Origin of the sequence: Pseudonocardia sp. MH-G8 (assembly GCF_002262885.1) — a bacterium.
In the GTDB taxonomy this organism is placed as follows: domain Bacteria; phylum Actinomycetota; class Actinomycetes; order Mycobacteriales; family Pseudonocardiaceae; genus Pseudonocardia.
This window is the reverse complement of sequence record NZ_NKYF01000013.1, coordinates 155107-176532: the sequence shown is the minus strand read 5'-3', so window position 1 is coordinate 176532 and position 21426 is coordinate 155107. Positions and strand designations below refer to the sequence as shown.

At 74.2% G+C, this 21426-nt stretch carries 17 protein-coding genes; 8 read left to right on the top strand and 9 right to left on the bottom strand.

All coding sequences use genetic code 11. The features are described from left to right. Positions 1-121: 121 nt before the first annotated feature. Genes CFP66_RS26695 through CFP66_RS26680 form a run of 4 tightly spaced genes read right to left on the bottom strand, consistent with a single transcriptional unit; the run spans position 122 to position 4235 of the window. Positions 122-766 carry a TenA family protein gene (locus CFP66_RS26695; protein WP_094927972.1) on the bottom strand — a complete coding sequence of 215 codons (645 nt, stop codon included), beginning with the start codon at positions 764-766 and terminating at the stop codon, positions 122-124. Positions 767-780: 14 nt separating this feature from the next. Next, complete coding sequence (locus CFP66_RS26690; protein ID WP_094927914.1) at positions 781-1557, bottom strand: MBL fold metallo-hydrolase; 777 nt, start codon at positions 1555-1557, stop codon at positions 781-783. After that, the gene (locus CFP66_RS26685) at positions 1554-2267 is read right to left on the bottom strand and encodes a 2-phosphosulfolactate phosphatase (RefSeq protein ID WP_094927913.1); all 714 of its coding nucleotides are present in this window, start codon (positions 2265-2267) and stop codon (positions 1554-1556) included. The genes CFP66_RS26690 and CFP66_RS26685 overlap by 4 nt, the downstream gene beginning before the upstream one ends. Positions 2268-2327: 60 nt before the next feature. Then, positions 2328-4235, bottom strand: a complete 1908-nt coding sequence (locus tag CFP66_RS26680) for a molybdopterin biosynthesis protein (protein WP_094927912.1) — start codon at positions 4233-4235, stop codon at positions 2328-2330. 173 nt (positions 4236-4408) lie between these two features. Here CFP66_RS26680 and sbnA point away from each other — a divergent pair, with 173 nt between their 5' ends. The 6 genes from sbnA to CFP66_RS26650 are packed head-to-tail and all read left to right on the top strand — an operon-like array spanning position 4409 to position 14998. Beyond that, entirely contained in the window at positions 4409-5395 is a 987-nt protein-coding gene (sbnA, locus tag CFP66_RS26675) for a 2,3-diaminopropionate biosynthesis protein SbnA (RefSeq protein ID WP_094927911.1), read from the top strand. 10 nt (positions 5396-5405) lie between these two features. After that, positions 5406-9653: a Pls/PosA family non-ribosomal peptide synthetase gene (locus tag CFP66_RS26670; RefSeq protein WP_198961685.1), complete on the top strand. Its 4248-nt coding sequence runs from the start codon at positions 5406-5408 to the stop codon at positions 9651-9653. 13 nt (positions 9654-9666) lie between these two features. Continuing rightward, the gene (locus tag CFP66_RS26665; RefSeq protein WP_094927910.1) at positions 9667-12201 is read left to right on the top strand and encodes a non-ribosomal peptide synthetase; all 2535 of its coding nucleotides are present in this window, start codon (positions 9667-9669) and stop codon (positions 12199-12201) included. 33 nt (positions 12202-12234) lie between these two features. After that, positions 12235-13224 carry a TauD/TfdA family dioxygenase gene (locus tag CFP66_RS26660; RefSeq protein ID WP_094927909.1) on the top strand — a complete coding sequence of 330 codons (990 nt, stop codon included), beginning with the start codon at positions 12235-12237 and terminating at the stop codon, positions 13222-13224. Further along, on the top strand, positions 13221-14249 hold the full coding sequence (gene sbnB / locus CFP66_RS26655) for a 2,3-diaminopropionate biosynthesis protein SbnB (RefSeq protein ID WP_094927908.1): 1029 nt from the start codon (positions 13221-13223) through the stop codon (positions 14247-14249). Before CFP66_RS26660 ends, sbnB begins: the two co-directional genes overlap by 4 nt. Further along, positions 14246-14998 (top strand): DUF1775 domain-containing protein, encoded by a 753-nt coding sequence (locus tag CFP66_RS26650; protein ID WP_094927907.1) that lies wholly within the window; start codon positions 14246-14248, stop codon positions 14996-14998. The genes sbnB and CFP66_RS26650 overlap by 4 nt, the downstream gene beginning before the upstream one ends. Before the next feature lie 21 nt (positions 14999-15019). Here the strand turns inward: CFP66_RS26650 and CFP66_RS26645 are convergent, their stop codons facing one another. The 5 genes from CFP66_RS26645 to CFP66_RS26625 form a co-directional block, all read right to left on the bottom strand. Beyond that, positions 15020-16453 (bottom strand): hypothetical protein, encoded by a 1434-nt coding sequence (locus tag CFP66_RS26645; protein ID WP_094927906.1) that lies wholly within the window; start codon positions 16451-16453, stop codon positions 15020-15022. 27 nt (positions 16454-16480) lie between these two features. Beyond that, positions 16481-16669 carry a hypothetical protein gene (locus tag CFP66_RS26640; RefSeq protein WP_094927905.1) on the bottom strand — a complete coding sequence of 63 codons (189 nt, stop codon included), beginning with the start codon at positions 16667-16669 and terminating at the stop codon, positions 16481-16483. A gap of 224 nt (positions 16670-16893) precedes the next feature. Then, the gene (locus tag CFP66_RS26635) at positions 16894-17082 is read right to left on the bottom strand and encodes a hypothetical protein (protein ID WP_094927904.1); all 189 of its coding nucleotides are present in this window, start codon (positions 17080-17082) and stop codon (positions 16894-16896) included. Continuing rightward, positions 17079-17318 carry a hypothetical protein gene (locus tag CFP66_RS26630; RefSeq protein WP_094927903.1) on the bottom strand — a complete coding sequence of 80 codons (240 nt, stop codon included), beginning with the start codon at positions 17316-17318 and terminating at the stop codon, positions 17079-17081. Before CFP66_RS26630 ends, CFP66_RS26635 begins: the two co-directional genes overlap by 4 nt. Before the next feature lie 143 nt (positions 17319-17461). Continuing rightward, positions 17462-19897 carry an Hsp70 family protein gene (locus tag CFP66_RS26625; RefSeq protein ID WP_094927902.1) on the bottom strand — a complete coding sequence of 812 codons (2436 nt, stop codon included), beginning with the start codon at positions 19895-19897 and terminating at the stop codon, positions 17462-17464. A gap of 152 nt (positions 19898-20049) precedes the next feature. Here CFP66_RS26625 and CFP66_RS26620 point away from each other — a divergent pair, with 152 nt between their 5' ends. Next, the gene (locus CFP66_RS26620; protein ID WP_158228227.1) at positions 20050-20730 is read left to right on the top strand and encodes a sensor histidine kinase; all 681 of its coding nucleotides are present in this window, start codon (positions 20050-20052) and stop codon (positions 20728-20730) included. Then, positions 20721-21386 (top strand): response regulator transcription factor, encoded by a 666-nt coding sequence (locus tag CFP66_RS26615; RefSeq protein ID WP_094927900.1) that lies wholly within the window; start codon positions 20721-20723, stop codon positions 21384-21386. The genes CFP66_RS26620 and CFP66_RS26615 overlap by 10 nt, the downstream gene beginning before the upstream one ends. The last annotated feature ends 40 nt before the right edge of the window (positions 21387-21426 follow it).

Below are 21426 nucleotides of genomic sequence, written 5' to 3'. Positions count from 1 at the left end.
TGACCTGCGATCTTTGCATGATCAGATAGATCTGAGAGGGAATCGGGGAAGATCCAAAACCCTCACGTCGGCTGGACCTGGGCAGGAAGCGGGTGGCGGCATGACCCGGCAAGCGGCGAGGTCAGGTGTAGGACGCCTCGAAGAACGCCAGCTCCAGGTCCACCGCGCGGACGAACAGCTCCTGCACCTGCTCGCGGTGGCCGTTGTCGAGGTCCTCGGTCACCCGGTCGAACTCGTCGCGCAGGAAGTCCACCCACGCGGTGAAGGCCGGGCCGGTGTGCAGCGCGATCCACTCGTGCTGCAACGGCTCCTCGGGCAGCTCGGTGTCCGCCCGGGTGGCCCAGTCCAGGTAGAGCCACTCGGCGACCAGCAGCACCGCCAGGCACGACGGGTAGTCGGCGCTGGTGCGGGCGGTGTCCATCAGCGCGATGAACCCGCTCGTCGGTTCCCGCAGCTCGGGGTAGGTGCGGTCGGTCAGCGGCACGTCGAGCGTGTCGAGGGCGCGGGCGAAGAAGTCGTTCTCGGGGCCGGCGATGATCCCGAGCTGGCGGGCGTGCACGACCCGCGCCTCCGCACGGTCGGCGGAGGCCACGGCGGCGCCCATCAGCGCGAGGAAGGCGTCCACGAACTGGTGGTCCTGCACGAGGTAGGTCGCCAGGACGTCCCCGTCGATCTCGCCACGCCAGATCTCGTCCACGAACCGGTGGCCGACGGCGGCGTTCCACGTCGGCGCGGTCAGCTCCCGCAGCTGCGCTGAGAAGGTCACCGGGCGGACGGTAGTCATCGCGGCCACGGCACGCCCGGGTACGGGGACCGGCGCGCCGCTTCGGTGGCGGTGATCTCGCCCCGGCCGACCGCCGCGTGCAGGGTGGCGACCTCGGCCAGCTCGGCCCGCTGCCGGTCGACGAACGCGGCGTCGACGGGGTCGCCGTGCCCGGGCACGACCACGCGCGGCCGCAGTTCCAGCAGGGCGGCGAGGGTGGCGGGCCACTCGGCGACGACGGCGTCCTCGAAGTCGGGCGGCGCGCCGTGTTCCACCAGGTCTCCTGCGAACACGACCCCGGAGTCGGGCACGACGACGACGAGGTCGTGATCGGTGTGCCCGCGCCCGATGTGGCGCAGTTCGGCGCGGCGCCCGCCGAGGTCGAGGACGGCGGGTGCGTCGCGGTCCGGCAGCGGCGCGACGGTGCCGGCGAGCGCGTCGGCCGTGGTGTGGTCGCCGCGGCCGCGGTAGTGCGCGCTCCACCGCTCCCGCTGCGCCGCGGCGGTCGCGGCCAGCACCTCCCGGCAGCGGGGCAGCGCGTGTACGGGGGCGGGCGCGAAGGCGCCGGCGCCGAAGCAGTGGTCGAAGTGCGCATGCGTGATCGCGACGACGAGCGGCAGCGTGGTGACCGCCCGCACCGCCGCGGCCAGCTCCCGGCCCTGCCGCGCGTCGCCGCGGACGTCGACCACGAGGGCGCGGTCGGTGCCGAGCACGAGGCCGACGGTGAGGTCCAGCTCCGCGTAGCGGCGGGCGAGGATCCCGTCGCCGACCTCGACCCACCGCCCGTCGCTCATGCCGCCAGCATGCCCTCGCGCAGCGTCGGCGCGACGTCGCTGACGTCGTGCGCGGCGGCCAGGGCGACGTCGTCCGCGAAGCCCTCCGCGTGCAGCTCACGGCCCGAGGCGGTGGTGGCGAGCACGTCGGCCAGGCCCTGCGCGCGCGCCGCCCGGAACTGCGCGACGGCCAGCTCGGCCTCGGGGGAACGGTCGGGGAGCGCGGCGGCGATCGCGCCGGCACCGAGCGCGTCCTCGACGGCGACGCGCATCGTGTCGTCGGGCCAGCGCTCCCCGGCCGGCACGATCCCGATCGGGCCCCCGACGGCCTGCGCGGCGGCCGCCACCGCCGACGCGTTGCGCAGGCAGCCGGCCAGCAGCACGGCCCCGGAAGCGGCGACGGCCGCGCACAGGGTGGCGCCGTTGGGGGAGGGCAGACCGAGCCGGGTGCCCGCGGGCAGGTCCACGAGCGACGCCGGGCTCAGCGAGGGCCCGGGCCCGCCGCGGGGCCCGGCGAGCTGTACGTCCGGAGGCAGCACACGGTCCCGGTCCGCGGAGCGCAACGGCAGGACCGCGGCGCCCCGCCCCACGGCCACGTCCACAGCGGTGGAGAACGACAGCACGTCGACCACGATCACGACCGCACAGTCGGCGGCGAGCACCGCGGCCCCCTCCCGCCCCCACTCGAGCCGGACCGGGTACGCGCGCTGGCGGTGCTCGGGACGGGTCATGATCCGAAGTATCGGTTGTCCATTGTCGTGATCACAGCAATGGGCAACCGATACTCGCGATCACCGGATCCGCCGACCCGTCTCGGCGCACGAGTAGCCGCCCAGCGCCTCCACCTCCTCGCGGAACGCCGGGCGCGCGAGCAGTTCCCACAGCGGCGCGAGCAGCGGCTCGTCCAGGGTCTCGGCGCGCAGCACGAGGTCGTAGGGCTCGCGGGCCACCGGCACGAAGTCCAGGCCGAACGCGCGCGCGGCGGCGAGGATGCCCAGGCCCGCGTCGGCCCGACCGGCCGCGATGGCGGCGGCCACCGCCAGGTGCGTGTGCTCCTCGCGCGTGTACCCGTCGACCTGCGCCGGGTCGAGGCCCCGGGTGGCGAGCTCGTGGTCGAGCAGGGCCCGGGTGCCCGCTCCGCGCTGCCGGTTGACGTAGCGGACGCCCTCGCGGGCCAGGTCCTCGATCCCGGCGAGGCCCAGGGGGTTGCCGGGGGCGACGATCAGGCCCTGGTCGCGGTGCACGAGCCGCACCACGGCGACGTCGTCCACTCCGAGGATCTTGTCGACGTACGGCAGCGTGTACTCGCCCGTGGCCGGGTCGAGCAGGTGCGAGCCGGCCAGGTGGCACAGCCCGTCGCGCAGCGCCACGAGCCCGCCCAGCGAGCCGACGTTGGAACCGGCCAGGGTGACCAGCGGGTCGTCGGCGCGCAGGGCGGACGCGGCGACGTCGAGCACGAGGTCGTGGGAGCCGATCGCGACGATCGTGCGCCCGATCTCGCCGAGCCCGCGCAGCAGCTCCACCCGTACCTGCTCGCCCGCGTGGTGGCCCTCCAACCCGGCCGGGACCACCAGCAGGCCGTCCGCCCGGACCAGCGAGGTGAGCACGCCCGCGCCGCGCGGGAGCGGTGTGGCCACGACATCGCCGCCGACGCGACCCAGCCGGACGCGCACCCAGTCGTCCATGCCGACGTTCGAGGCGAGCTTGCGGGCGAGCCGGGCCGTGGCGGTGGGCCGTTCGCGGGGTGCGGCTCCCTCCAGGGCGGCCAGCAGTGGCGCGGCGAAGATGTCGAACGTGAGCGCGGCCGAGACCGGGTAGCCGGGCGCGCCCAGCACGGGCGTCGCGTCGACGGCGCCGAGCACGACCGGGTGTCCCGGCCGCACGGCCACCCCGTGCACCGCGAGCGTGCCCGCCTTCGCGACCACCCGGGCGGTGTAGTCGTCGCGACCTGCGCTGGAGCCGGCGACGAGCACCACCAGATCCGCTTCGGCGGTGGCCTCCTGCAACGTCTGCATGATCACCGCCGGGTCGTCGGCGACGATCGGCGTGACCCGCGCCTCGCACCCCAGCTCGCGCGCCTGCGCGGCCAGCATCAGCGAGTTGGTGTCGAGGATCTCGCCGGGTGCGGGCTCGGTGCCGATGGGCCGGATCTCGTCACCGGTCGGCACGACCACGACCACCGGCGCGCGCCGCACGGCCAGCTCGACGGCGCCGGCCGCCGCGGCCGCCGCGACGTCGACCGGGCGCAGCCGGTGCCCGGCCGGCAGCAGCAGCTCCGCGGCCGCGATGTCCTCGCCGATGGACCGCACGTGCTGGTACGGGGGCACCGCGGCGCGCACCTCGGCCGCCTCGCCGACGCGGTGCACGTGCTCGCGCATGACGACGGCGTCGTAGCCCTCGGGCAGCGGGTCGCCGGTGTCGACCACGGCGAAGTCGCGCAGCAGCACCGGCGTGGTCTCCGCCGCCCCGATGGTGTCGGCGGCCCGCACCGCGATCCCGTCCATCCCGGACGCGTCGAAGGCGGGGGAGGAGCGCTGCGCCCACACCGGTTCGGCGGTGACGCGCCCGACGGCGTGGGCCACCGGCACCCGCACGACCTCCAGCCGCGGTGGGCATCCGGTGGCCGCGCACGCGTCGCGCCACGCGTCGAGCGCCTGGGCGGCGGGGACGTCGGACACGAACGGCGAGTCGGCGACCACCTGGGAACGGTACGCCGGGAGCGGCCGCCGGCGGCAGGGCAGTCGGGACAACCCCACCCGGATCCGGGGGGCACCCTCTCCCCCCGACGTGCTGCCCCCATCGATCCGCGCCCTCTCCCGACGCATTCTCGTTCCAGTCGCACCGCGGCGATCCCGATGGACGAGGGGGCACCATGCCGATCATCTCCGTTCCCCAGGAGTTCAACCAGGACGACCTGTACGTCGACCTGCGGCAGGTTCTCGGGAGCCCGTTGTTCCTCAAGTGCGAGGGGTTCAACTTCGCCGGTTCGGTGAAGCTGAAGGCCGCGAACGAGATGGTGACGGCCGCGGAGGCCGACGGCGTCCTGCGTCCGGGGTCCGTGCTGGTCGAATCCTCGTCCGGGAACCTGGGCGTTGCACTGAGCATCATCGCCGCGAGCAGGGGATACCGCTTCCGGTGCGTCACCGACTCCCGCTGCAACCTCGCCACCCGCCTGCTGATGGAGGCGCTGGGCGCCGAGGTGCACGTCGTCACCGTGCCGGATCCGGAGACCGGGTACCTCGGTGCGCGTCTCGCGTACGTCCGCGACGTCTGCGCGTCCGACCCGCGTTTCGTGTGGCTCGACCAGTACTCGAACGCGAATTCGTGGAAGGCGCACCACCGCACCACGGCACCGGCGATCGCTCGGCGGTTCCCCGAGCTCGACGTGTTGTTCGTCGGGGCGGGTACCACCGGCACGCTGATGGGCTGCGCGCGCTGGTTCAAGGAATGGCGCCCGTCGGTGCGGATCGTCGCCGTAGACGCCGCCGGCTCGGTCAGCTTCGGTACACCGGCCGCCCGCCGGATGCTCCCCGGCCTCGGCATGAACGTGCGTCCGCCGCTGCTCGACGAGAGCCTCGTGGACGAGGTCCTCCACGTCGAGGAGGCCGACGCGATCCGGATGTGCCACCGGCTCGCCCGGCGCGGGTTCCTGTTCGGCGGCTCGACCGGCACCGTGGTCTCCGGCGCGACGAGCTGGCTGGCCCGGCGCGACGCGCGTGACCTCACCGCCGTCGCCATCGCCCCGGACCTGGGCGAGCGCTACCTCGAGACCGTCTACCAGAGCAACTGGGTGCGGGACCTGTACGGCGCCGACGTCCTCGACGCCGACGAGCTGTCCACCGGCGACCGCGCGGCCTGAGGAGCACCCGATGAGCACGCTGGTTCCCGAGACGCCCGCCGAGCGGCGGCACACCAGGCCGGGCCTCGTCCCGCTGGACGAGCGCGACGACCTGCGGCGCTCGGTCCCGATGTCCGAGCTGGTGCTGGTGGACTCCTACGAGGCGCAGGGCTGGCGGGTGCGCGAGGACGAGCGCCTGGACCGCCTGTTCGAGGCCCGCTGCGACTGGATCCACGCGTACGGACGGGAGGGGCAGCTCGCCGTCGACACCGCCGAGCTGTCGCTCACCTACGACGAGCTGGACGCGCGCGCCAACCGGCTCGCCCGGTTCCTGCGCCTGCGCGGCGCCGCCGCGGGCGACCGGGTCGGCCTGCTGTTCGACCGTGCGACGGACGGCTACGTCGCGGCCCTCGCGGTCCTGAAGATCGGCGCCGCGTATGTCCCGATGGACCCGGACCTGCCTACCGCCCACACGGCCGCCGTCGTCGAGGACGCCCGGGTGCGGACCGTGCTGTCGGCCTCGGACGTGGTGGCCCGGGTGGACCGGCTCGACCTGCTCACCGCGGGCGGCACCGAGGTCGTCCAGCTCGACCGCGCCGCGCGGCTGGTCGACGAGCAGAGCGCGCACCGACTCCTGCCCGTCGAGCGCGGGACGCGGGACGGCTCGCTCGCCCTCATCACCTACCGGCCGGGGCCCGACGGCAGGCCGACCGGGGTGGCGGTGGACCACCGCAGCGCCTGCAACGCCGTCAAGGTCGCCGCGGAGGTCTACGGCATCCGGCCGTGGGACCGCGTGTACCAGGGCGTGCCGCTGGCGCACGACCCGTCGGTCGAGGAGGTCTGGGTGCCGTGGGTCGTCGGGGCGACCCTGGTGCCGCGGCCGGCAGGCGCCGGGCTGCGGGGCCGGTCCCTGCACTCCTTCCTCGACGTGCAGCGCGTCACCGCGCTGTGCGGCACCCCCGAGCTCCTGGCCACGCTCGAGGCGGACCTCCCCGCCCTGCGGTTCCTCCTGGTCTCCGGTCGCGGTTGCCCGCAGGACCTGGTCCGCCGCTGGCACCGGCCCGGCCGCCGGTTCGTGGGCGTCTACGGCCCGGCAGCGGCGACGCTGTCGGTCACCTGGACCGAGCTGCACCCGGACAAGGCACCGACCCTCGGGATCCCGCTGCCCACCTGCAGCACGGTCGTCCTGGACCCGGCGGACCCGTTCCGCGCCCTGCCGCACGGCCAGGTCGGGGAGATCGGCATCGCCGGCGTGGGGCTGACCGGCGGCCACCTCGACCACGACGACCCCACCGACACCGCGTTCATCCCCGACTTCCTGGGCATCCCCGCGAACCCGTCCGGCCGGATCCTGCGCACCGGCGACCTGGGGCGGGTCAACCCCGACGGTGAGCTCGAGTACCACGGCCGGCTCGACGGGCCGGCCCCCGTGCGCGACGACCTCACGGAGTCGGATGTCGTCGAGGCCGCGGTGCTGCCGGCTCCCGAGCCGCCGGCGCCGGCCCTGCCGGTGCCGCAGGCCGTAGCGCTGCCGGTGCCGCAGGCGGTTGCGCTGCCGGTGCCGGTGCCGGAGGCGGTTGCGCTGCCGCTGCCGCTGCCGCTGCCGGTGCCGCTGCCGGTGCCGCTGCCGGTGCCGCAGGCGGTTGCGCTGCCGGTGCCGCAGGCGGTGGCGTTCACCGCGTCGCAGGTCACCGACGCCGTTCCGGCCGCGCCCGCCGCTGCCGGGCGCGTGCCCGGGCTGGAGCGCGAGCTCGCCGGGCTGCTGGCCGACGGCTTGGGCGTCGAGGAGGTCGGGGTCGACGCGCACTTCTTCGAGGACCTCGGTGCCGACTCGATGGTGATGGCGCGGTTCTGCGCCCGGCTCCGCAAGCGCGACGACCTTCCCACGATCGGGATGCGCGACGTGTACGCGCACCCCACGATCACGGCCCTGGCCACGGCGTTCGGCACCCCCGCTGCTGCCGCCGACGCCGACGAGGGGTCGGAACCACCGGTGCTCGGCACGCAGATCCTGCGCGCCGTCCGGGCGGTCCGCGCGGTGCGCGCGCCCCGTCACCGCCAGGCGCCGACCGGCAGGCAGCGGTACGCCCTCTGCGGAGCGCTGCAACTGCTGTTCCTCGTCGCCTATCCGAGCGTGACCGGTTATGCGGTGCTGAGCGGCGTCGAGTGGATCGCGGCCGGCCCCGGCGTGGTCGAGGTCTACCTGCGGTCGGTCGTGGTCGGGACCGCCGCGTTCGTGGGGTTGAGCGCCCTCCCCGTCCTGGTCAAGTGGGTGCTCGTGGGCCGGTGGACGCCGCAGGAGATCCCGGTGTGGAGCCTCGCGTACTTCCGCTTCTGGGTGGTCCGGACGCTGGTGCAGCGCAACCCGATGGCCTTGTTCGCCGGGTCGCCCCTCTACCCGTTCTACCTCAGGGCCCTGGGCGCGCGGATCGGGCGCGGCGCCGCGATCTTCTCGAAGAACGTGCCCGTCTGCACCGACATGCTCACGATCGGTGCCGGTGCCGTCATCAGGAAGGACTCGTTCTTCACCGGCTACCGCGCCCACAACGGCGTGATCCAGACCGGCGCGGTCACCATCGGCGCCGACGCGCTCGTCGGGGATCAGACGGTGCTCGACATCTGGACGTCGCTGGGCGCCGGTGCCCAGCTCGGACACTCCTCGGCCCTGCACGCCGGCCAGACCGTCCCCGACGGCGAACGGCGCCACGGCTCCCCGGCGCAGCGCACCGACGTCGACTACCGCGGCGTCGGCACCGCGGCCTGCGGCACGGCCCGCCGGGTGGCCTTCTCGGCCGTGCAGCTGCTGAACCTGCTGGTGGTGGGCCTGCCGCTGGGCGTGGGCGGGATGATCCTGCTGCTCGCGGAGGTCCCGCAGCTCGTGGCGCTGCTGGGCCCCGGCCCGCTGGCGTTGCGCGACTGGACCTTCTCCCTGTACGCGGTGGCCTTCTCGGCCGCGCTGGTGGTCGGCTACCTGGTCGTCGGGCTGCTGCTCGTGTGCACCGTGCCGCGGGTCCTCTCCCTCGCGATCCGCGCGGACCGCGTCTACCCCCTGTACGGCTTCCACTACTGGGCCCTGCGGGCGATCGCGCGCACCACGAACGTCAAGTTCTTCGCGTTCCTCTTCGGCGACAGCTCCTACATCGTCGGCTACCTGCGCGGGGTCGGCTACGACCTGTCCGAGGTCGAGCAGACCGGGTCGAACTTCGGCCAGCGGGTGAAGCACGACTCGCCGTTCCTCAGCTCGGTCGGCACCGGGACCGTGGTCGCGGACGGGCTGTCCATCGTCAACGCGGACTTCTCGAGCACCTCGTTCCGGGTGTCCCGCACCTCGATCGGAGCCCACAACTTCCTCGGCAACAACATCGCCTATCCGTCGCAGGGCCGGACCGGCGACGACTGCCTTCTCGCGACGAAGGTCATGGTGCCGATCGACGGGCCGGTCCGCGAAGGTGTCGGCCTGCTGGGTTCGCCCAGCTTCGAGATCCCGCGCTCGGTGCAGCGGGACATCGGGTTCGACCTGGACAGCGGCGAACAACATCGCCGGCTGCGCGCCAAGAACCGGCACAACCTCGTGACGATGGCGCTGTTCCTGTTCGTCCGGTGGTTCGCCGTCTTCGCGCTGACGCTCATCGGGATCCTCGCCGCGGACCTGCACCACGCGTGGGGCGCCGCGGTGGTCGTGCCCGCGGAGGCCCTCGTCCTGCTGGTCACGGTGACCTGGTTCGTGCTGGTCGAACGGGCCGTCATGCACCTGCAGGCGCTGCGGCCCACGGGCTGCTCCATCTACGACCGCGCCTTCTGGCGGCACGAGCGGTTCTGGAAGGTGCCGACGCAGGCGTACCTGACCGCTTTCCACGGCACACCGCTGAAGAACGTCCTCTCGCGACTGCTGGGCGTCCGGCTCGGCAGGCGGGTGTTCGACGACGGTTGCGCGTTCGTCGAGAAGACGTTCGTCAGCGTCGGGGACGGGTGCACGCTCAACGCCGGCAGCATCGTGCAGTGCCATTCCCAGGAGGACGGCGCGTTCAAGTCCGACCGCACCGCCATCGGCCCGGGCTCCACCCTCGGCGTCGGCGCGTTCGTGCATTACGGCGTGACGATGGGCGAGAACGCGGTGCTCGCCGCCGACTCGTTCCTCATGAAGGGCGAGGACGTACCCGCGAACGCGCGGTGGGGCGGCAATCCCGCCAAGGAGATGCGCGGGGATTCCGCTGATCTGCGGGTCCGCCGGATCACCATCGACATCGACCGGTCCGCCGCGCTCGTGCGCGGCGAATGAGAAGGGGAATCCGATGAGCAGGCACGTCGAGAAGGGCCGGCAGTTCTGGCAGGGCGTCCTGCTCGCGGGCGGCGCGACGGCGATCCCGCGGTGGACGCGCGAGCCGGTCGCGGGCACCGCCGAGCACGTCGCGCCGCTGGCCCCCGGCCTCGTCGCCGCGATGCGGGGGCTGGCCGGGGAGGTCGAGCTGCCGCTGCACTCGCTCGCGCTGGCCGCGCACGCGAAGGTGCTGGCCGCGCTGGCCGGCGAAGCGGTGGTGGTGACCGGCTACGCGGCCGGCCCGGGTGGGCGGGCGTTGCCCTGCCCGCTCAGCACCGAGCCCGCCTCGTGGCGGGAGCTGCTGCGGTCCGCCGCGGCCGTGGAGCTGGACGTGGTGCGGTACCGGGCCGTCGACGTGCCCGCGCTGGCGGGCGAGCTGGACGTCGCCGGACCGGGCTTCGAGACCGAGTTCGACCCGGTCGCCACCGCCGACGCCGGGCGGGACCTCGCCGACGGCGTCGTGCTGCGGGTGGGGTTGACGAACGGCGGCGGCGCGCTGCGGCTGACCTACCGCACCGACGCGCTGGACGCCGGCAGCGTCGAGCGGATCGCGGGCTACCACCGCACCGCCCTCGAGCGGATGGTCGCCGGGCCGGACGCGGAGCACGGCCTGCGGTCCCTGCTGTCGGCGCAGGAGCGGCGATTCCAGCTCGACGGGCTCGCCGGGCCGCACCGCGAGCTGCCCGACCGCCGGTTCCACGAGCTGTTCGAGGACCGCGTGCGGAGGCACCCGGACGCCGTCGCCGCGGTGCACGGCGACCGGCAGTGGACCTACCGGGAGCTGGACGCGCGGGCCAACCGGCTGGGGCGGGCGCTGCGGGCGCGCGGTCTGCGCCGCGAGGGCGTGGTCGCCGTGGTGACCGAGCGGAACCTGGACTGGATGGCCGCGGTCCTCGCGGTGTTCAAGGCCGGAGGGGTGTACCTGCCCGTCGAGCCGCACTTCCCAGCCGACCGCATCGCGAGGACCCTGTCCCGGGCGGACTGCACGCTGGTGCTGACCGAACCCGGCAGCACGACCACGTTGGACGATGCCCTGGAGACGCTCTCGGGAGTGCAGCGGGTGTTCATCGACACGGCTTACGCCGAGGACCACGCCGACACCGACCTCGGGATCGAGGTCGGGCCCGACCAGCTGGCCTACATCTACTTCACCTCCGGCTCGACGGGCGAGCCGAAGGGCGCGATGTGCGAGCACGCCGGGCTGCTCAACCACCTCCTCGCCAAGGTCGCCGACCTCGGCATGCGCGAGCGGGAGGTCGTCGCGCAGGTCGCGCCGCAGTGCTTCGACATCTCGCTGTGGCAGCTGGTATCTGCACTGCTCGTCGGCGGGCGGACCGTGCTGGTCGAGCAGGACGTCGTGCTGGACGTCGCGCGCTTCGTCGACACGCTGGAGCGCCGGCGCGTGGCGGTCGTGCAGGTCGTGCCGTCCTACCTCGAGGTGGTCCTGTCCTACCTGGAGCAGTACCCGCGCGCCCTGCCGGACCTGCGCTGCGTCTCGGCCACCGGGGAGGCCCTCAAGACCGAGCTCGCCCAGCGCTACTTCGCCGCCCGGCCCGGATCGGTCCTGGTGAACGCCTACGGGCTCACCGAGACCTCCGACGACACCAACCACGAGGTCATGCACGCCGCTCCGGACACCGACCGGATGCCGCTCGGCCCGGTGGTGCAGAACGTCCGCGTCTACGTCGTCGACGAGCACCTGGAGCCGGTACCGCTCGGGGCGCCGGGCCTGATCGCCTTCTCCGGCGTGTGCGTGGGCCGCGGGTACGTCAACGACCCGGAGCGCACCCGCGCGGTCTACCTGGGCGACCCGCACCGCCCCGGGCAGCGGCTGTACAAGGGCGGCGACTACGGCCGCTGGCGCCCGGACGGCAAGCTCGAGTTCCTCGGCCGCCGCGACGACCAGGTGAAGATCTCCGGCTTCCGCATCGAGATCGGCGAGATCGCCAACGCCCTGCTGCGCGTGCCGGGCGTCCGCGACGGTGCGGTCGTCGTGGCCGAGCGGCCCGACCGGGGCAAGCACCTGGTGGCCTTCTACTCCGGGCCGCGGCCGGTCGACGTGGAGGTCCTGCGGGACCGGCTCGGGGAGTCGCTGCCGCACTACATGGTCCCGGTGGCGTTCCACCGGCGCGACAACCTCCCGCTGACGGCCAACAGCAAGATCGACGCCAAGGCGCTCACCGCGCTGGCCGCCGAGCTCGCGCAGCTCGACGCCGACGACTCCACCCCGCCGGTCACGCCCACCGAGCGCCGGCTCGCGGCCGTCTGGGCGCAGCTGCTCGGTGTCGCGAGCGACCGGATCGGGCGCCACGACCAGTTCTTCGACCTCGGCGGCTCGTCGCTGACCGCGGTGAAGCTCGCCGTCGCGCTGGACCGGGTCGTGTCCCTCAAGGACGTGATCGCGCACCCGGTGCTGGCAGACCTCGCCGAGGTGGTCGACCGCAGGCCCGCCGCCGACCGACCGACCGACGGGACCCGCCTGCACCCCGCCACTCGCCGCTCCGCCTGACCACCGAGAAGAAGCCGACCGAAGGAGATCGTGATGTCGTCCTCCCACCTGGCACCACCGCTCGACGTCGAGCTGCGTCCCGGGCGCACCCCGCTCCTGCAGGTCACCCCGACCGCCGACGCCCCCGGCTGGGCGGCGCAGCACCGCGACGGGCTGCGGGCGGCCGTGCTGCAGCACGGTGCCGTCCTCGTCCGCGGCCTCGGGCTGCGGGACGTGGCCGACACCGCGGCGGTGTTCCGGACCCTCGGCCCCGGCCTGACGACCGAGCGGGAGGCGTTCGCGCCGCGGCGGGCGTACACCGAGGGCGTCTACTCCTCGACGACGTGGCCCGCCAACCAGCCGATGTGCATGCACCACGAGCTGAGCTACGCCCTCGAGGCCCCGTCGCAGATGATGTTCGCCTGCTTGACCCCGCCGGCCGCGGGCGGTGTGACCGGGGTGGCCGACTCGACAGCCGTCATGCAGGAGCTGCCGCTGGAGCTGGCGCACCGGTTCAACATCGAGGGCTGGATGCTCGTCCGCAACTACAACGAGGAGATCGGGGCGTCCTGGGCCGAGGCGTTCGGCACGCAGGACCGCGGTGCCGTCGAAGCGTACTGCCGGGCGAACGCGATCGAGTTCGAGTGGCAGCCCGGGGGCGGGCTGCGCACCCGGCAGCGCCGCCGCGCCGTCGTCGGGCACCCGGAGACCGGGCAGGGCTGCTGGTTCAACCAGATCGCGTTCCTCAACGAGTGGACGATGGACCCGGACGTGCACGAGTACCTCGTGGACGCCTACGGCGCCGACGGCCTCCCGTTCACCACGCGGTTCGGCGGCGGCGACCCGATCGGCCAGGACGTCGTCGACCTGCTCAACCGGGCCTACGAGGCGCACACCCTGCGCGAGCCGTGGCAGGCGGGCGACCTGATGGTTGTCGACAACCTGCGCACGGCGCACAGCCGGGAGCCCTACGAGGGGGAACGCCAGGTGCTTGTCGGGATGAGCGGTCCGATGCGCATGCCGGTGTCAGGGTTGCGCCCGTGACCGCCGCGCCGCCGCCCTTCGCGGTGATCTCCGGCTCCCAGGTGCAGCGGGCGCTGCACGGCCGGGAGAAGCAGGTGGTGGAGCTCGTCGAGGCCACCTACCGGCTGCACGGCGCGGGCCACTCGGTGAACCCGCCGTCGTACTTCCTGCGCTTCCCGGATCGCCCGTCGTCCCGGATCATCGCGCTGCCCGCCTCACTCGGCGGGCAGGTGCGGGTGGACGGGATCAAGTGGATCTCCAGCTTCCCGGAGAACGTCGCGGCCGGGATCCCGCGGGCCTCGGCCGTGCTGATCCTCAACGACCACGACACCGGCTACCCGTTCGCCTGCCTGGAGAGCTCGATCATCAGCGCCACCCGGACCGCGGCGTCGGCGGCGCTGGGCGCCGACCGGCTCACGCAGGGGCGGGCCCGACCGACGCGCGTGGGATTCGTGGGGACGGGGCTGATCGCCCGCTACATCCACACGTTCCTGACCGGCACCGGGTGGTCGTTCGACGAGATCGGCGTCTTCGACCTCGCCGCCGGCAGCGCCGCGGGGTTCAGCGGTCACCTGGAGCGGTCCGGGGTGGCGGGGCGGATCACCGTCCACGACAGCGTCGAGGAGCTGGTCCGGTCGTCCGACCTGGTCGTCTTCGCCACCGTGGCGAGCTCGCCGCACGTCCACGACGTGTCGTGGTTCGCGCACGCCCCGGTGGTGCTGCACGTGTCGCTGCGCGACCTCGCGCCGGAGGTGCTGCTCGCGGCCACCAACGTCGTCGACGACGTCGAGCACTGCCTCAAGGTGGGCACGTCGCCGCACCTGGTCGAGCAGCTCACCGGGAACCGCGACTTCCTCGACGGCACGCTGGACGACGTCCTCACCGGCCGCCTCACCGTCGCGCCGGACCGGCCGGTGGTGTTCTCACCGTTCGGGCTCGGGGTGCTCGACCTCGCGGTGGGCAAGTACGTCTACGACGAGGTCGTCCGCGCCGGCGACCTGCAGGTCGTCGACGACTTCTTCCACGACCTGAGCCGCCACGGATGACCGGGCGGCGACCACCGGCGGCCCGGGCGGTGGCCGCGGTCCTGCTGCCGCTCCTGGCGCTGCTGCTGGGGGCGGCCCGGCCCGGCCCGCCGGACGGCGCCGGGCTCGTCGTCGAACCCGACCGCGTCGAGCCCGGCGCCCGCGACGTCACGCTGGTCTTCCGCATGACCGACGGCGCGGCCCCCACCGTCGACCTCCGGCTGCTCCTGCCCACCGGGCGGCCGCTGGTCGGCGTCACCGCCCCGCCACCACAGGGGTGGACGGCGGAGCTCACCACGACCACGCTCCCGGTCCCCGCGCCGAGCGCGGACGGCCCCGTGCAGGAGGCCGTCTCGGCCGTCGCCTGGACGGCGACCGGGCCGCGGGAGCCCGGAACGGTCGACTTCACCGTGCACGTCGAACTGATGCCGGAGGGCGCGGGCCCGGTCCGCTTCCGGGCGGCCTGCACGGACGCCGGCGGCGGCACGGTCGAGTGGACGGACAGCTGGGCCGACGGCGGGCCCGAGCCTGCGCACCGCGCGCTGGAGCTGCCCCTCGGCGCGACGCCCGGCCCACCGGTGGCCGCGGGCGGGCACGGCCACCACCACGGGCCCGCGACCGGCGTTCCGCCGACGGGGGCGGTCACCCCGTCGGGCGTCGCGACGCTGCTGGCGGTGGTGCTGGCGGCGGTCGTCGCGCTGGTCGCGCTGCTCGTCCCGCTGTCGCGCCGGCAGCGCCGGCACCTGGACCCGGCCCCCCGTGGCCGCTGACGCAACCGCTGCCGCCCGGCGCTACCCGTCGACGGGGCGCCCGGAACGGGCAGGGGTGTGCGAGCGGGCCAGGGGCGGGTGGGCCCGCTCCCGCGCCGCGCACTCGTCGCGCAGGTCCTGCTGGATGCGGCGGAGGGTGTCGCGGTTGTGCTTGCCGGCCACCAGGAGGAAGCCGTCGGCCCGGTGGCGGATGAGCGCTCGCGCCCGGGTGCGGCTCGTCTCGAGCCGCCGCCCGCGCTCGCCGCTCAGGGTGGCGGCGCCGAGCAGGACGGCGGTGCCGAGCGCTGCCGCCACCACGGCCCACAGCGGGAGCTGCACGCCCGCGATGCGAGGCAGGACCAGCGTCATCATCAGGCCCCCGTACGCGGACATCACGAGGCCGCGGCTGCGGGCCGCGAGTGGCTTGCGGCGCCCGAGGGGTGCGTTGCGGGTCGGCTGGCCGTCGAAGGGGTCGGAGAGCTCGGCGGGCTCCTGCCGCGGCAGCGGTGCGCCGCCGAGGTCACGCTCGAGTGCCGCGGTGATCGCCGCGGCGCGCGCGCCCAGCAGCGCGCAGGTCTGCTCGCCCTCGTAGGTGAGCCGGGCGCGCAGCCAGGCGTCGAGCTCGTCCCAGTTCCGCGTCGGGTCGCTCGCCTCCACGACGCGCTCGGCGTCGGCGACGGCGCCGCGCACGCGGCTGCGGAGGTCGAACTCCACGTCGGACGACGCGGCGGCCATGCCGTCGGCCAGCACCTGCTGCCGGCGAGCGCGTCCGGGGTCGGGCTCGTCGCGGTCGGACGCGGTGCGCCTGCGGCGCCCACCGGGTCGGGGCGCGGCCGCCAGCTCGGCGACGGCCTCCAGCGCCTCCTGGGCCGCGGTCCACGCGGTGCCGAGGACGGCCTGCTCCGCGATGTCGTCGAGGCGACGGGCGAGGGCCGGGATGCCGGAGGACGCGGCGAGCGAGGGGTTGCCGGAGGCGAGGGCGAGGCCGTGCTGGTCGAGCGACACGGCGAACGGCGCGGCGGTGACGCCGGCGGCGCGCAGCCGTGCCAGGTCGGCCTCGAGCACCCCCGGCCAGGCCGGGTACCGGTCGATCGCGGTCAGGGCGAGCAGGATTCGGGGGGAGCGGTGGCGCAGCGCGCGCACCAGGTCGAGGTCGGCGGGCCCGAGCACCCGCGCCGCGGAGACGGCGAGCACGACCGCGTCGACCGCGGTGCCCAGCGCGCCGGCGGGGTCGGCGAAGGTGAACGAGGGGCGGGTGGACCCGGCGCGCAGCAGGGCTGTGACCAGCGCGGTCCGGTCCTGCTGCGCGCCACCGGCCACCTGCACGGTGACCGGGGCGGTGCCGAGGAGCCGACGAGTCGCCGAGAGCCGGTCGGCCAGGTCCGGCCGGCCCCCGGCGTGCGCAGCCGCGACAGCCGCGTCCAGGACTTCCTGCGGGGTCCTGGTCGCGGTGTGCGCAACGGGCTGCACGCTCATCGTCCTCGATCCGTCCCGGTGGGAGGGTCAGGCGTACTCGTAGTCCTCGCAGTCGGACTCCTCGTCCTCCCAGTCGGCCTCCTCGAAGTCCTCGTCCTCCGAGGCCTCCTCGGTGTCCTCCTCCCACTCCCAGTCCTCGTGGTCGTCGTAGTGCTCGTCGTCGTACTGCTCGTCGTCGTACTGCTCGTCGTAGTGCTCATCGCTGTGGTCCGACATTCTCTCCACCTCTGTGTGGGAACGGGTCGCGGAACGAATTCCCGCAGTTCTTGACCCGTGTCGAGAATGGCGGGGAACGGTGATCGAGAACATCGAGCAGGCCCCACCGCGCGGGGAGCCGGCACCCGCGGACGGGTGGGGTCGACCCCACCCGTCGGGCCCGGACGTGCGACGAGCCCGGCCGCGCGGGAGGCGACCGGGCTCGGGTGGACCAGTGGGCGTTCTCAGGGGCCGAGGACGGCACCGACCTCTCGCAACCGCGGCCCGTGCGCGCGGGCGTGGTGGCCGCAGAACAGGAGCTCTCCGCCGCTCGGCAACACGGCTCTGACCTGTGCCGATGCGGTGCACCGGTCGCAGCGGTCGTGCCGGACGAGCGGGACGTGGACGGCGGGGGTGGCGCTGGTGGTCGTCACGACGCCACCCCGCCGAGCTGCGCGCGACCGGACGCGGTGAGCAGTGCCCGTCCGGTACCGGCTGCTGACGCGATCAGGCCGGCTGCGGTGAGCCGGGAGCCGGTGAACTGGTCGGCGAAGCAGAGGCCGTCGACGACCAGTACGGCGCCGGCACCGGAGATCTCGCAACGGCCGGCGGCAACGGCCCGGAGAACTGCGTTGTCGCGATTGCTGAGAGTTGCGGCGGTGGTGCTCATCGTCGTTTCTCCTTCCGGGCCCGGCGTTTCCGGTGACTCCTGGAAGGATGCGCTCCCGCGCTTCGGCGGCACATGAGGCTCGCCCTACCGAGCCGGGGGAGGGCCCGCCGATCCCGGGTGGGGTGGGCACCCCGCACCGCGGCTCAGCCGGCGAGGTTCAACAGCGTGAGCGTGCCGTCCCCGAGGTTGGTGACGTAGCCGGTGGTCCCGTCGGGATGCACCGCGACCGAGGTGGGGGACGGACCGGTCGGGAGCGTGGCCGTCACGGTCATCGTCTCGGCGTCGATCACCGAGACGGTGTCGCTCTCGACGTCGGCGGTGTAGGCGAAACGCCCGTCGGGCGCCCACGTGATGTCCTGCGGGTTGCGGCCGACCGGGATCGTGGCGACGACCCGCTCGGTGTTCGTGTCGATCATCGTGACGGTGCTGGCGTCGTAGTTCACGTTGGCCACCAGCGGCCGCGTGGGGTGCATCGCCACGCTGTGCGGGCTCCGGTCGACCGGGATCTCCGCGAGCACCGTGTCGGTGGCCGTGTCGAGCACGGACACGAGGTTCGACTCGTGGTTGGCGATGTAGCCGCGCGTGCCGTCGGTCGAGAACTCGATCCAGTGCGGGTTGGGCGCCACCTCGATCTCGGTCGTCACCTCCCGGGCGGCGATGTCGATGACCGAGACCGTGCCCGAGTCGTGGTTGGGCACGTACAGCCACTTCCCGTCGCGGGTGACGGCGGCGAGGAAGGGCCTGGTGCGCACGGGGATCGTCGCGACCATCGCGTTGCGGGTGGTGTCGAGCACGCCGACGGCGGCGATCGTGCGCGCCTCGTCCCAGATGCTGACGAAGATCGTCCGGCCGTCCGGGGAGAACGACAGGAACTGCGGCGGTCCCGCCTCCACCGGGATCGTGGCCGTCACGCGGTCCACCGCCGTGTCCAGGACCGTGACCACGCCCGCGGCGCGGTTCGCGATGTAGGCCTGCCGCCCGTTGGGTGCGACGACGACGAAGCCCGCGGTGGGACCGACCGGGACCGTCGGGCCCAGCGACGGCACGGGCACGCTCGACGCGGGCGCCGGGGGTTGCGTGGCCTCGGGTCCGGGCTCCGGCGAGGGCTCCGGTGGGGGCAGTGGTTGCGCGGTGGGCACCTCGGGCCCGGACCAGAACCGGTTGACCGCGACGTAGCCCACCCCGCCCACCATGGCGAGCAGCGCGGCCACCGCGGCCACGACGAGCAGCGCCCGGCGCCTGTCGGGACGGTCGTCCCGGGAATCGGGAGGCGGTGGCGGGCCTGCGGGCCGAGGCGGTCGCACGTCCGGAGGGGCGGAGGCAGGCTGCGCGGCGGACGGCGCGGTGGCGCGCGGCGCAGCGACGGGTTCGGCCGGTGGAGGGCCGGCCGTGACCGTCGCCCCTGCGCCGGCACCGCGAGCTCCCGGCTCGGGCGCCGCGTCGCCCGCCGCGATCTGCGCGACCGCGCCCGCCGGTGCGGCCGCGGCCCGGCCGCCCGCGTCGCCGCGCGCCGTGCCCGCACCCGCGAGCGCGAGGGTCGCGGCACCGAGCGCCACGGCGTACTTGGGGTGCGCGTCGACGACCGTGGGCCTGCCGAGCTCCTCGGAGATCATCCGCGACACGAGGGGGATCCGGGAGGATCCACCGACCAGCAGCACGGCGGACAGCCGGCTCGGCTCGACCTGGGCCGAACGGAGCGCGCGCACCAGGGTGCCGATCGTCGACTCGACCTGGGCCCGGATCATGTCTTCGAACTCGGCCCTGGTGAGCCGGACCTCGAAGTGCCGGTTGGGCAGGAAGACCGGGATGGTGGTCTCGGTGTCGACCGAGAGCGCCTCCTTGGCCAGCACGCAGTCCTGGTTCAGCCGGGCGAGTGCGATGGCGGTCTGCGGGTCGCCCATGTCGAGCTCGCTGAGCGCGCCGCCCGCCGCGTAGTTGACGAACGACAGGATCGACTCGTCGAAGTCGACGCCGCCGAGGCGCTCGATGCCCTCCGGGACGCCCAGGATCTCGATGCCGCTTGCGTGCTTGCGCAGCACGGTGGCGTCGAACGTGCCGCCGCCCAGGTCGTACACGGCGACCGTCTCGCCGTCGGGCAGGTCGCGCGACGCCGCGTAGTGCGCCGCCGCCGCCTCGGGTTCGGTGACCGTGCGCGGCGCCGTGAGGCCCGCGACGTGCGGGACCTCGTCGAACAGCTCCCTGCGGAAGGGCCCCCAGTTGGCCGGGTGGGTGAGCACGACGCTGTCCGGTTTCGTGCCCTCGGTCTCGGCGATCCGGGTCAGGACGTCGTGCAGCAGGGTGCCGAGCAGGGCGGTGACCGCGTAGGGCTCGCCCCCGAGCACCACGGGCGTCGGATCGCCGAGGCGGCGCTTGAACTCGCGCCCGACCCGGTCGGGGCTGCCGACGGCCCGGCGCGCGGCGGCGTCGCCGGAGGCGAGGGTGCCGTCCTCGCGCAGGTACACGACGGCAGGGGTGACCACCGTCCGGTCGCCGAGGGTGAACATCTCGACACGAGCGTCGGTGGCGAGCGCGGCGGCGACGAACGTCGTTCCGAGGTCCACCCCGAGGTGATAGCCCACGTCTCCTCCCTGGGAGTCTCGAACGCACGTCGCTGTTCGAGGGTCGGTCATTACGGTTGTGGGCAGATCCGCGCACAACAAGGGGGACAGCCCTACCTGTGGTGGGGCGCACCCCATTCCCGCACGCGTCGGGGCGCCGGACGATGGGTCGCATGATGCTCGAGCCAGCGCAGCGCGCCGGCGACGCTCCCCGCACCGCCTCCGGCCAGGGCCCGCCCGATCGGCGTTCCGAGGTCACGCGCCTCGCGGACCCCGCACCGGAGGTCCGGCTCCGCGTCGAGCGCGAACAGTGGCTGCTGCGCCGCAGCCTCGAACGGCAGCTGCACGACGGCGCTGCGCTGCGGATCTCCGCGCTCACCCTGCAGCTCGGGCTCGTCCGGCACCGCGTGTCCGCGGCCGGGCCGGACCTGCACGCCACCATCGACTCCCTGCAGGACGAGCTGCACGCCGTGCTGCAGGAGCTGCGCGACGTCGCGGGCAAGATCTACCCCCCGCTGCTGGACGAGGCCGGACTCGGCCCGGCCATGAGGGAGGTGGCCGAGCGGATGGACGTGACGGTGCGGGTGGACGCCCCGCCCGACCGCTTCGGGCCGGCGGCGGAGGGCGCCGCGTACTTCGCCGTGGCGGGGTGCCTGGAGTCCGCGGCCGTCGGCGGGGCCGGTCTCGACGTCGTCGTGCGGCGGGAGGGGCGCACGCTGGCCGTGGACGTCGCGGGGATCGATCTGCGGCACGCGGACGCGATGCTGGGCGCGGTCCGGCGCCTCGACGGCGCGATCGACCTGACGGGCGAGCCGCAGGCCGGCACGATCACGATGAGGATCCCATGCGAGTAGCGCTTGCCGAGGACGGTGCCCTCTTCCGCGAGGGGCTGCTCATGTTGCTGGAGGCGGCGGGGCACGAGGTCGTGGGCTCCACCGCCGACGGCGACTCCCTCGTCCGCCTGCTCACCCACGAACAGGCCGACATCGCGGTCCTCGACATCCGGATGCCGCCCGAGCCGGACGGCGGGCTGGTCACCGCCGAGAAGCTGCGCGCCGCGCACCCGGGGATGGGCCTGCTGTTCCTGTCCCACTACGCGGAGTCGCACTACCTGATGCGGATCCTGCAGATCGGCACCGAGGCCATCGGCTACCGCCTCAAGGAGAAGGTCGGGAGCGTCGACGTCCTCAGCGACACGCTGGCGCGGATCGGCAGCGGTGAGATCGTCATCGAGCCGGTACTGGCCCGGCGGCTGGTCGAGCGGCCGCGCGGCGAGCGCAAGGGCATCATCTCGACGTTGTCGGAGCGCGAGCTCGACGTGCTGCGGCTCATGGCGGAGGGGCGGTCGAACAACGGCATCGCCGGTCAGCTGTTCGTCACGCCGAAGGCCGTCGAGAAGCACATCGCCAACATCTTCGGGAAGCTGAACCTGCACCCCGACACCACCGAGCACCACCGCAGGGTGCTGGCCGTGCTCACCTACCTGCGTTCCCAGCGCGACGGCGACTGACTCAGGCGATGTCCCGCACTCGCCCGTCCGCCCCCTTGGC